We start from the raw sequence: 11608 nt of genomic DNA, 5'->3' as shown, positions 1-11608 counted from the left end.
CGCCGCCGCTCAGCCGGGCAGGCGCGGCGTCCGCGGCGGAGGAGTGCGCCGCGTCCCCGTCGCCTCGAACGCCGCGGCGAGAGCGAGCAGCCGCGCGTCGTCGTAGGCGCGACCGGCGAAGGTCAGTCCGACCGGCATGCCGATGTCGGGCAGCGTCCCCATCGGGACGGTGACGGTCGGGACGCCGCAGTGCCGGATGGCGAGATTGCCGGTGGCGACCCAGACGCCGTTCCGCCAGGCGATGTCGGCGGAGGCCGGGTTCACGTCGGCGTCCGCGGGGCCGATGTCGGTCATGGCGGGGAAGACGACGGCATTCAGGCCCTGCTCGTCCATCCACTGCTCGAGGTCCCGTCGCCGGGTCTCCTCGAGGCCGGCGAGCCCGTCCGCGAGGTGCGGGATGTCGGTCATCGCGGCCACCGGATGCCGCCGGACGTGCTCCGGGTACTCGGCGATGTCGTCGTCGAACCCGTCGTAGCGGTCGGGCAGAGCCCCCGCCGGGTGCGGGAAGATCGCCGCGCCGTCGACGCTGGTGAGGTCCGGGACGGCCGGGTCGCCGTTGGCCCGCAGGAAGTCGTCCCACGCCCACGCCGAGAGGTCGACGATCTCGCGCCGCAGGAACGCGGGGCTGACGAGGCCGCGCGTCGCGATGGTCGGGGCGCCCGGCCGGTCGGCCTCGTAGTTGCTGACGAGCGGGAAGTCGGTCTCGACCACCGTCGCCCCCGCGGCCTCGAGCGCCTCCCGCGCGCTGCGCCACAGCGCGAGCACGGAGGGACGCGGCTCGATGCGCCGGCCGGTCGGCCCGCCCACTCCGGTGGGGCCCGTCCCGGCCTCGTCATCGGTCCCGAGGAACATGCGCGGGATGCCGAGACGCACACCCTCGAGCGACGCCGAGACGGTCAGCGACGCGAACGACTCCGGCCGCACGGTCGAGGCGTCCGGGATCGCGATCCAGGGCTGCACGCGCCAGAAGTCGCCCCGGGTGTCGGGGTCGTCGGCGACGATGACGTCGAGCACCGCCAGCATGTCCGCCATGGAGCGGGTGTGCGGCACGACGACGTCCATCGTCGGGACCAGGGGCCAGTTCCCGCGGACGGAGATGACCCCGCGCGAGGGGGTGTAGGCGCAGAGGGCGTTGCAGGAGGCGGGGGCGCGTCCGCTGGACCAGGTCTCCTCCGCCAGCCCGAAGACGCCGAAGGAGGCCGCGGTCGCGGTCCCCGAGCCGTTGGACGAGCCCGACGCGAACGCGGACGTCAGGTAGTCCGCGTTGTACGGGCTCTCGGCGCGCCCGTAGAGTCCGCGCTGCATGCCGCCGTTCGCCATCGGCGGCATGTTGGTCAGGCCGAGGCAGATCGCCCCAGCGGCCCGCAGCCGTTCGATGGTGAAGGCGTCGCGCTGCGCGACGAGGTCGGCGAAGGCGGGACTGCCGGCGGCGGCGGTCAGCCCCTCGACGAGGTAGCTGTCCTTGGCGGTGTACGGGATGCCGTCGAGCGGCCCCCGCGCCTCCCCCGCGGCCCGGCGTGCGTCCGACGCGGCCGCCTCGGCGAGCGCCGCCGGGTTGCGGACGACCACGGAGTTCAGCCGCGTGTCCGTGTCGGGGCCGTCGTACGCGTCGATGCGGGCGAGGTGCGCCTCGACGAGCTCGACGGCGGTGGTCCGGCCGGCCGCGAGCGCGGCGGAGAGGTCGGCGATGGATGCCTCGACCACATCGATCACGACGCCACCTCCGGCTGCTGCTGGGTGATGCAGTGGATGCCGCCGCCGCGGGCGAAAAGCTCCCGGGCATCGACGCTCACGACCCGTCGTCCGGGGTAGACGTCCGCGAGGACCTCCCGTGCCCGCCGGTCGGCGGCGTCCTCGCCGAACCCGCACGCGACGACCCCGCCGTTCACGACGAGGTGGTTGACGTAGCTCCAGTCGACGTCGCCCTCGGCGTCGCGCAGGGTGGCCGGCGCGGGCAGGTCACGCACGCGGAACGGTCGGCCGGCAGCATCCACCTGTCCTTCCAGGAACGTGCGGAGCTCGCGCGAGACGAGGTGGTCGGGGTGGTCGCGGTCCTGCTGGTCATGGAGCAGGACGACCCCCGGCGACGGGATCGTGGCGACGATGTCGACGTGCCCGCTCGTGCCGAAGTCGCCGTAGTCCCGGGTGAGCCCGCGCGGCAGCCACACGGCGTGCGTCGCTCCGATGGTGCGCGCCATCTCGGCTTCGACCTGCGCCCGGGTCGCGCCGGGGTTGCGTCGCGGGTCCAGCTGGACGGTCTCGGTGAGCAGCACCGTGCCCTCCCCGTCGACATGGATGCCGCCTCCCTCGTTCACCAGGGCGGAGGGCACGAGCTCCGCGCCGGCGAGGTCGGCGACGATGCGGCCGAGTCCGGCCGACTTCTCCCACTGCGCCCAGTCGTGGTCGCCCCAGCCGTTGAAGGTCCAGTCGACCGCACCGAGGACGCCCGGACGCGCGGCGTCGAGGACGAAGGTGGGTCCGACGTCGCGCATCCAGAACTCGTCGACGGGCGCCTCCACGACCTCGATCGTCCCGGAGAGCAAGCGCCGGGCGCGTGCGGTCTCGCTCGGGTCGACCACCATCGTCACGGGCTCGAACTCCGCGACCGCGTGCGCGACGGCGGTCCACGCGGCGTAGCCGGCCTCGCGTTCCGCGTCGGTCTCGCCGAGGGTGGGGCCCTCGCAGGGGAAGGCCATCCACGTGCGGGAATGGGGAGCCGTCTCGGACGGCATTCGCCAGGTCATGTCTCTCTGTTCCTTCGAAGCGATTCGGGGGGACGGTTCGGGGCGCCTTTTTTCTCCCGGGGCGTCATTCTCGCGCCCCGGCAGGAGGAACGCGCCTCGAACCGGGCGGGTACGTCAGGCCACCGGCTCGGCCGCGTAGACGGGACGCCCGCCCACCAGCGTGGTTACCACGCGGGCCGCCAGCAGCGACGCCGGATCGGCCGACGAGGACGGGTCGCGGTCGAGCACGACGATGTCGGCCGCGAACCCGGGGGCGATGCGACCGCGCCACTCCCCGTCGCCGACCGATGCGGCGGCGTCCCGCGTCGCGTGCCCCAGCGCGGCGGCGAGCGACAGCGCGTGCTGCGGGTGCACGGCGGGGACGGAGCGGTCCAGGGCGGAGGCGCGCGTCGTGGCGACGTACATGTTGGCCAGCGCCTCGTACGGCGCCGTCGGAGCATCGGTCGAGAACGCCAGCAGCGTCCCCGCCTCCTCGTACTCGGGCCACGGGAAGGCCCGCTCCACGCGCTCGTCGCCCAGCATCGCCGCCCAGTTGGCGAAGATCGCCGGGTCGGCGTGGACCGGCTGCATGGATGCCGTCACCCCGAGCCGCGCCATGCGCTCGGCGGTGCCGGGCGCCGCGTACTCCAGGTGCTCGATCCGATGCCGTCGGGCGATGTCGCCGTTGGCCGCGATCGCCTGCTCGATCGCCGTGAGGGCGCTGTCGCTGGCGGCGTCCCCGATCGCGTGCATCGCGATCTGCAGCCCCGCCGCGTCGGCCGCCGCCACGACGGGGGCGAGATCGGCGAGCGGCCAGATGGGCTCGGCGTTCGAGCCGTCGGCGTAGGGGGCGCCCATGGCGGCGGTGCACGCGTCGATGACCCCGTCGATGATGAGCTTGATCCCGACGACGCGCACGGCCTGCGGCGCGGGGCGACGCGCGAGCTCGACCACGCGGTCCAGCTGGGCGAGGTTGCGCTCGCGGTCGCCGGTGTTCTCGAGGAGCCAGTGCGCGGCGACGTGCAGCGGCAGGCCGCCGTGACGCTCCGCCGCGCGGTCGAAGGCGGCGAGACCGTGCTCGTCGAAGGCCATGTCGACGACCCCCGTGACCCCGGCGCGCCCATAGGCGTCGAGGACGCGGTCGACCGCCGCGTCGCGCTCCTCGTCGGTCATCGCGGCATCCCGCTGCCCCCACGCGTACTGCACGGCGGCGGTCTCGATGAGCAGACCGTCCGGCTCGCCGTCCGCGTCGCGGGAGATCGCGCCCCCGGCGGGGTCCGGGGTGTCGCGGGTGATGCCGAGCTCGGCCAGCGCGGCGCTGTTCACCCAGCAGGAGTGGTAGTCGTTGGCATCCAGATACACCGGCACGTCGGCGACCACCGCGTCGATCATGCCGGCCGTGGGCCGTCGGTCCGGGACGGAGTCGAAGAGCCAGCCGCGACCGCGCAGGACCGTCGCGTCGGGATCCGCCGCCCGCGCATCCCGCAGCGCCGCCTGGATGGCCTCGAGCGAGCGCGCCTCGGTGAGCGGGACCTGCCCGAGCGCCGCTCCCATCATCAGCAGGTGGGTGTGCGCGTCGGTGAACCCCGGCAGCGCGAGCCCGCCGGCCAGGTCGACGGTCTGGTCGGCATCCATCGCCCGCGCGGTCGCGCCGACCGCGACCACGACGCCGTCCTCGACGGCGACGGCGTCGGTCCACGGATCCTGCGGGTCGGCGGTGAAGACGCGCCCACCGCGGTAGAGCACCCGGGTCATGCCGACACCTCCCGTGCCGCGCGCTCGAGCCGCCGGGACAGCAGGCCCACGATGGTGGCGGGCACGGCGAGGACGAAGCTCGCGATCCCGAGGATGAGGGTGAAGCCGGCGTAGCCGAGCAGGGCCACGAGCTGGGCGCCGATGACCGGGGTGAGGGCGGAGCCGACGAGGTAGACGGCGAGCAGCGGCCCGGACCAGCGTCCGTCGGCGTCGAGCGCGGCGGCCGTGGCGACGAAGTACATGAATGCGACGGCGTAGATGCTGTTCCAGACGATGAACACGACGATGAAGACCGTCGGGTCGGTGATGTACCCCTGGGCGATCTTGAGGACGCCTCCCGCGATCATCAGGACGAGGAGAGGGATGCCACGGCCCAAGCGGTCGCCGATCGCGACGAGGGCGATGGTCCCGATCAGACCGCCGGCCGTCGCCCCGCTGAGGGCGATGCCCAGCCCTTCGGGCGTGAGGGCCGCCTGGGCGGCGCCCATGACCCCGGCCATCGCCCACAGCGAGTCCTCGCTCACCGCCCACAGGGCGAAGACGACGAGCAGGACCATGCCGGCGACGGTCACCGTGCGGGACGGGACGGCGGCGGCGCGGACCGTGCCGGTGGGCGGCACCTCGATCGGCACCGCCTCGCCGACCGCGGCGGCCGCGTGCACGGTCGCCGCGGGCGTCGCGGGAAGCCAGGCCACCAGCACCAGAGCGACGAGGCTGCACAGGGCGAGCGTGCCGAAGACGTTGAGGGGCGCCAGTCCGATGAGCGGCACCACCGCGAGGATCACCGTGATCAGCGCGCGGTTGGCCAGGCCGTTCAGGCCGGCGACGCGGTCCGGGTTGCGGAACGCGGCGAGGGCGGCGCCGGACGCGGCGACCGCCCCTCCCGCGCCTGCCCCGCCGACGAGGAGGCCGGCCGGGATCAGCGCGGGGACGAGCGCGGCGACGCCGAAGCCGACGACGGCGAGCGCCAAGCCGATCCGCGCGACCGGGCGACGCCGTGCGCCGGCGCACAGACGCGCGACGCCGAGACCGGTCAGCGCGGTGAGCAGGAGCGCGCCGGTGACGAGCCAGCTGGCGGCCTCGAGGTCCGAGCCGGTGCCCTCCTGCGCGGCGGCGATCATGTAGGGCGAGAGGTTCACGCCGAGGTAGCCCGCGATCCCGACGACGAACGTCGCGCCCGCGGTGGGAAGGCGCAGGGGGAGGCGGACGTCGGCGACGGGGGTCGCGGCGGCGCGGGTGGGAGCGGACACGTCGGATTCCTTCGAACGAGCCGGGCGAGCCGGCGAGCGGTGTGGGGCTCCGGTCGGGTCGTCGTCGATCGCGGCCGGTGGAGCCGAGGCTAGGGACCCGGTGTTTCCGTTCTCCCGCCCGTTCTGTTTCAGACACATTAAACGTTTAAGTGAGCTCGTGCGCAAGAGGCGACCGCCGCCCGCTCCGGTAACGTCGAGCGCGATGGCTGCCCGCAAGAAGACGCTGCACGACGTGGCCGCCGCGGCGGGCGTGTCGATCGCCGCGGCCTCCTTCGCCCTGCGGGACAAGGCCGGGGTGTCCGCCGAGACCCGCGAGCGGGTCCTCGCCGTCGCCCGCGAGCTGGGCTACGTCGTGAACGCCCCCGCACGCAGCCTCCGTACCGCCCGGTACGGGGCGGTCGGCCTGCACCTCCCGTCCGGGGCGACCCGCCTGCCGTACTACACCGAGTTCGCCTTCGGGGTCGTGGATGCCGCCGACCGCCGCGGCCTGTCGGTGATCCTCCTGCCCCACCGCGACGACGACGCCGCACCGCCCACCGCGTTCGTCGACGGCTTCATCGTCGTGGACGCCACCACGGAGGACCCGGGAGTCCGCGGCATCCTGGACGCCGGTCGTCCCGTCGTCAGCGGCGAGCACGTGGTCGGGGGCGGTGACGAGGTGAGCGCGAGCGTCGTCGCCGATCATGCTTCCGCCACCCGGCGACTCCTGTCCCACCTCGGGGAGCAGGGCGCCACGCGCATCGGTGCGGTGCTGCCGCCCCCGGGCACGGCGTGGAGCGACGCCGTCACCGCCGTCGTCGACGCGCACGAGCCCCGCGTGGAGACGCGCGTCATCCCGTTCGTCCCGACGGCCGACGAGGTCGACGCCGCCGTCACGGACCTGATGGATGCCGCCCCCCTCGACGCGCTCGTGGTCGTCCCGAGCGGCTCCGCCGCGCCGGCCCTCGCCGCGGCGACACGTGCCGGTCGCACCGTAGGCGCCGACCTCCTCCTCGCCGCCTACGTCGACGAGCCCATGCACGCGCTGCTGAGCCCCGCCGTCACCTCGTTCGACCTCGAGCCGCGGGAGCTCGGCGCGGCCTGCCTGTCGCTGCTCGCCTCCCTGTGGGACGACGACGCCCCCGAGGCCAACGTCGAGACCACCGAGCCGAGGCTGATCGTCCGCGCGAGCACCCAGCCCCGGCGCTGACGCCCGGGTTCGCGACGGCGCCGGCCACCGAGCGCCGTGCGAGACCGCGTGGTCACGGTCGGGGGCGGGTCCTCCCGTACGCCGACGCGATGAGCACGTAGACGAGGAACGACAGCGGCTGCAAGAAGACACCCCCGACGAGCTGACTCAGCGAGACGACGAGCGCCGCGCCGACGTCGAGTATCGCCAACAACCCCGCGGGCTGTGTCCGCACGATCCTCCACAGGCGGCGGCCGTCGATGGCTCGCAGCAGAGAGCGCGACGTGAGGAGGACGACCGTCACGACGGCGGTGACCCCGAGAGCGCCTCCGACGCGAGCCCCCACGGGTGAGCCGGGTGAGGAGAACGCGCCGGCGATCACGAGCGAGAGGACGGCGACCGCCAGCAACGTGTCCGACAGGCGGCTGCCGATGACGTGCACCGCGGTGCGTGCGACGAACGCCGGAAGCCTCTCGGTGGGTGCGGACCGCAGAATCGTGAGCGATGTCCTGATCGCGTCACTCCGGCGCCTGGCGCGCAGCTGTGCATAGGCCAGCATCGACATGACGTCTGCGTCGGTGGGCGCGAGGCGCGCGGCCTCCTCCATGATGGCGAGCGTTCGTCCACGACGTCTCCGGCTCGCCAGCGAGATACGCGCGAGATCGATCAACGCGGAGGCGCGTGAGGACGTGTCCGGAGCGAGCCGCACGGCCGCCTCGGCGTGGGCCCAGGCGGTATCGACATCGCCGACGCGCGCCTCGAGTCGCGCCAGGATCCTCAGAGAGTTCGCATCCTCCGGCTGTTCCTCGACGGCGGCTGCCGCCAGGTCCTTCGCCTCGACCAGGCGGGCCTCATCCTCCGCGATGATCTCGGCCAGGACGCCTCGAGCGACCGCCCGCGCGTCCGGGTCCGCCATCGCGGCACGGGCGTGCGACTCTGCCGATGCGGCGTCTGCGAGGCGCCGGTCCGCCAGAGCCATGAGGAGATGCGCGCGAGCGTGGGTGGGGTGTTCGATGAGGATCGGTCTCAGCTGAGTGCGGGCTTCGCGGGGGCGATTCGCCTCCAGGTACAGCACGGCTCGCTGGATCGTCTCGGTCTCGTTCACGATCAGATGCGATGCGCCTTGATGTACGAACGCAGCTGCGCGAACGTCCCATCATCGACGCCGTAGTCGAGGACGGGCTTGATCTGCTCGAACCACTCCCGTGTCGACGGGACGGTGTTCGCGGCGGCACGTTCCAGATCGGCGGTGCCGATCATGCGAGGAACCCCGCTCGCGACGGACTCCGTGAACGCGCTCTCGATCGCCTGATCGACGACGTAGGCGATATCCGCCCCGGAGAACTCCGCGGTCCGCCGCGCCAGCTCACGAGCGTCGACGGCCGCCGCCGGTTTGTCTCGCAGGGCGTTCTGCACGATCGCGAGACGAGCGGGCTCATCCGGAGGGAGCACGAGGACGGTGCGGTCGATCCGCCCCGGGCGCCTCAGGGCCGGGTCCACATCCCATGGCCTGTTCGTCGCCGCGAGGATGTAGATCCCGTCATTGTCGGCTTCGACGCCGTCGAACTCCTCCAGCAGCTGACTGGCGAGCATCCGGTACGACTGCGCAGACGAACTGCCCGACGTGCGACGTCCGCCGATGGCGTCGAACTCGTCGATGAACACGACGCAGGGCCGGGCCGCGCGCGCCGCCTCGAAGAGCGAGTGGATCGACTGCTCGGTCTCGCCGAAGTGCGGTCTGACGATGTCCGCGAGTGTGGCGTGGACGAAGCCCGCCTGGAGCTCCCCCGCGATCGCCCGAGCAATGAACGTCTTGCCGCATCCCGGGGGACCGTAGACCAACAGGCTGCCGCGGGGCGCCTTGCCGAACATCCGAGCCATCTGAGGGTTGCGCATGGGGAGCAGGAACGCCCCCTCCAAGTGCCGTTTCACGTCCTCGAGTCCGGCGACGTCCGCGAGGGTGACCGCGGGATGCTCGACGTCCCAGACGGGCCGCTCGACGTCGTCGGCCGTGATGCGGAGACGTGGCGTCTCCGGTGACGCCGCAGGAGTGGCAGCGGCATCCGACGGCCGCTGCGATCGCAGACGCGCCGCCGCCAGACGAGCGCCCAGAACGTCGAGGGTCGCGCTGTTGGCCCTGAGCGACGACAGGTGTTCGATCTGCCGCTGCGCCTCGTTCAGGTCCTGCTGCAACAGGAGCTCGACCAGATCGATGCGCAAACCCACGTTCTCGGGGTCCGCCGCGACCGCCGCCTTGATGATCTCGACGAAGTCTGCCGACCCCGTCATCGTCCGACGCACCTCTGCGCACGCTGTCGCTCCGTCGGTGGCGCCATGTCGAGATCTCCCTCCGCGGCGACCGCGAAGGCCTTCTCTCCGACCATCGTCCGCCTGTCGTGTGCGATCGGGCCATGCTACGAAGCGCTGTCGTCACCACGGGGAGCAAAGGGCCGGATTTCACCCGTCGCTTGGTCACCCGAGTCGCCGGCGGACGACCCCCCCCCTTCGACCAGCAGAAAGCGGAACGGATGCCGCGACCCCGAGGCCGCGGCATCCGTTCTCACCCGTCGGAGACGTCAGGCGCCGCGCAGACGCTCCGCCAGGTAGGCGTGCAGAGCATCGAGCGGGATACGCTCCTGGCCCATCGTGTCGCGGTCGCGGACCGTCACCGCGTTGTCGTCGAGCGAGTCGAAATCGATCGTGACGCAGAACGGGGTGCCGATCTCGTCCTGGCGGCGGTAGCGGCGGCCGATGGCGCCGGCGTCGTCGAAGTCGACGTTCCAGCCCGCGCTGCGCAGCGTGTCGGCGACCTCGCGCGCCAGCGGCGACAGACGCTCGTTGCGCGACAGGGGCAGCACGGCCGCCTTGACGGGGGCCAGACGCGGGTCGAGCTTGAGGACGGTGCGGGTGTCGGTGCCGCCCTTGGCGTTCGGCACCTCCTCCTCGCGGTAGGCGTCCACGAGGAAGGCCATCATGGCGCGCGTGAGGCCGAAGGACGGCTCGATCACGTACGGCGTGTACTTCTCGCCCGAGGCCTGGTCGAAGAACGTCAGGCTCGTGCCCGAGGCATCCGAGTGGCTCTTCAGGTCGTAGTCGGTGCGGTTGGCCACGCCCATCAGCTCGCCCCACTCCCGGCCCGGGAAGCCGAAGCGGTACTCCACGTCGATCGTGCCGGCCGAGTAGTGGGCGCGGTCGTCCTCGGGGACGTCAAAGCGCTTCATGTTCTCGGGATCGATGCCCAGGTCGACGAACCAGTCCCAGCACGCCTCCACCCAGTGCTCGAACCACTCGTTCGCCTCGGCGGGCGGGGTGAAGTACTCGATCTCCATCTGCTCGAACTCGCGCGTGCGGAAGATGAAGTTTCCGGGCGTGATCTCGTTGCGGAACGCCTTGCCCACCTGGCCGACGCCGAACGGGGGCTTGCGACGGGATGCCGTGAGCACGTTCGAAAAGTTGACGAAGATGCCCTGCGCGGTCTCGGGGCGGAGGAAGTACAGGCCCGACTCGTCGTCGACGACGCCGAGATAGGTCTTGACCAGGCCCGAGAAGGACTTCGGCTCCGTGTACTGGCCCTTCGTGCCGCAGTTGGGGCACGGCACGTCGGCGAGCCCGTTCTCGGCCTTGCGGCCCTTGCGCGCCTCGAAGTCCTCGATGAGGTTGTCCGCGCGGAAGCGCTTGTGGCAGCTGAGGCACTCCACGAGCGGGTCGGTGAACGTCGCGACGTGGCCGGACGCCTCCCAGACGCGCTTGGGGAGGATGATGCTCGAGTCCAGGCCGACCATGTCGCCGCGCCCGCGGACGAAGGTCTGCCACCACTGCCGGCGGATGTTCTCCTTCAGCTCCGTGCCGAGGGGGCCGTAGTCCCAGGCCGACCGCGAACCGCCGTAGATCTCACCGGCCTGGAAGACGAAGCCGCGATGGCGGGCGAGGGAGATGACCTTGTCGAGGCGGGACTGTTCGGCCACGGTGGCTCCAATGGTCGGAAGAGGCGAAGGGATGCCGCGAACGCGGGAGCTCCAGTTTACCGAGCCGCGCTGCGCCGTCCGGCGTCGCGCCTGTGCCGCCCGGCGGCCTCTGCGGCATCCGTCGCTCAGCGCGCGGCGGCCTCCGTCACGCAGGCCGCCGAGAACAGGGTGCCGAGGATGCCGTTCGGGTCCGCGAGCTCGGCTGCGGACACCCCCGACGACGCGCCGAGCGTGTAGGGCAGCAACAGCATCGTGTCGGCCACCGCGGTGGCATCCGTGCAGTTCATCTTGGGGAAGACGACCGGGATGTCGCTCGTCGCGCCCGGCTCGACCTCGATGTCGCCCCCGGCCGGACGACGGCCGTAGCCGGCGACCCGGTCGTCGGTGATGAGCATGCGACCGATCTCGAGGACCTTGTCGGCGCGGTTGACCAGACGCACATGCGCGGTGCCGGCGGCGACGTCGTCGGGGTACTGCACGAGCACCGCATCGACACCCGGCGGCAGGACGGTGGCCGACGGGCCGGGCCGGGGCGCCCCCGAGCACGCGGTCAGCGCGAGGACGGCGAGCGACAGGATGCCGAGGGCTCGGACCCCGCGCGCACGCGCGGTCGAGAGCGGGGCGGCATCCGTCGATGACGCGGGACGGGCGAGTGACACGAGCGAAGGGTACCGAGGCCAGATTGCGAAAAGCTGGGGGTGGCGCAGGAGTTCATCAGGCGCTTCCCCCGCTGTCGTCTGACGCGTC

9 protein-coding genes are annotated in these 11608 nt (G+C 72.5%); 1 reads left to right on the top strand and 8 read right to left on the bottom strand.

Translation table 11 applies throughout. The annotated features are described in order from the left end of the window. Positions 1–9: 9 nt before the first annotated feature. The 4 genes from ACO03V_RS12365 to ACO03V_RS12350 form a co-directional block, all read right to left on the bottom strand. Entirely contained in the window at positions 10–1713 is a 1704-nt protein-coding gene (locus tag ACO03V_RS12365) for an amidase (protein ID WP_423137794.1), read from the bottom strand. Beyond that, entirely contained in the window at positions 1710–2744 is a 1035-nt protein-coding gene (locus ACO03V_RS12360; protein ID WP_423137793.1) for an agmatine deiminase family protein, read from the bottom strand. Before ACO03V_RS12360 ends, ACO03V_RS12365 begins: the two co-directional genes overlap by 4 nt. A gap of 114 nt (positions 2745–2858) precedes the next feature. Beyond that, positions 2859–4478, bottom strand: coding sequence for an amidohydrolase (locus ACO03V_RS12355; RefSeq protein ID WP_423137791.1), 1620 nt, complete (start codon positions 4476–4478; stop codon positions 2859–2861). Beyond that, positions 4475–5728, bottom strand: coding sequence for an MFS transporter (locus ACO03V_RS12350; protein ID WP_423137790.1), 1254 nt, complete (start codon positions 5726–5728; stop codon positions 4475–4477). Before ACO03V_RS12350 ends, ACO03V_RS12355 begins: the two co-directional genes overlap by 4 nt. 202 nt (positions 5729–5930) lie before the next feature. On the opposite strand from ACO03V_RS12350, the gene ACO03V_RS12345 reads away from it, so the two are divergent. Further along, positions 5931–6917: a LacI family DNA-binding transcriptional regulator gene (locus ACO03V_RS12345; RefSeq protein ID WP_423137789.1), complete on the top strand. Its 987-nt coding sequence runs from the start codon at positions 5931–5933 to the stop codon at positions 6915–6917. 52 nt (positions 6918–6969) lie between these two features. Here ACO03V_RS12345 and ACO03V_RS12340 read toward each other — a convergent pair whose 3' ends face one another. The 4 genes from ACO03V_RS12340 to ACO03V_RS12325 all read right to left on the bottom strand — a co-directional run bounded on the left by ACO03V_RS12340 (position 6970) and on the right by ACO03V_RS12325 (position 11520). Continuing rightward, complete coding sequence (locus ACO03V_RS12340; protein WP_423137788.1) at positions 6970–8001, bottom strand: tetratricopeptide repeat protein; 1032 nt, start codon at positions 7999–8001, stop codon at positions 6970–6972. A gap of 2 nt (positions 8002–8003) precedes the next feature. Then, positions 8004–9185, bottom strand: a complete 1182-nt coding sequence (locus ACO03V_RS12335; protein WP_423137787.1) for an ATP-binding protein — start codon at positions 9183–9185, stop codon at positions 8004–8006. Positions 9186–9472: 287 nt separating this feature from the next. Next, the gene (locus ACO03V_RS12330; protein WP_423137786.1) at positions 9473–10861 is read right to left on the bottom strand and encodes a glycine--tRNA ligase; all 1389 of its coding nucleotides are present in this window, start codon (positions 10859–10861) and stop codon (positions 9473–9475) included. Positions 10862–10986: 125 nt separating this feature from the next. After that, positions 10987–11520, bottom strand: coding sequence for a hypothetical protein (locus ACO03V_RS12325; RefSeq protein ID WP_423137785.1), 534 nt, complete (start codon positions 11518–11520; stop codon positions 10987–10989). Positions 11521–11608: the final 88 nt, after the last annotated feature.

Origin of the sequence: Microbacterium sp. HMH0099, from assembly GCF_049384025.1 — a bacterium.
Taxonomy (GTDB): domain Bacteria; phylum Actinomycetota; class Actinomycetes; order Actinomycetales; family Microbacteriaceae; genus Microbacterium.
This window is presented reverse-complemented; position numbering and strand designations above follow the sequence as displayed.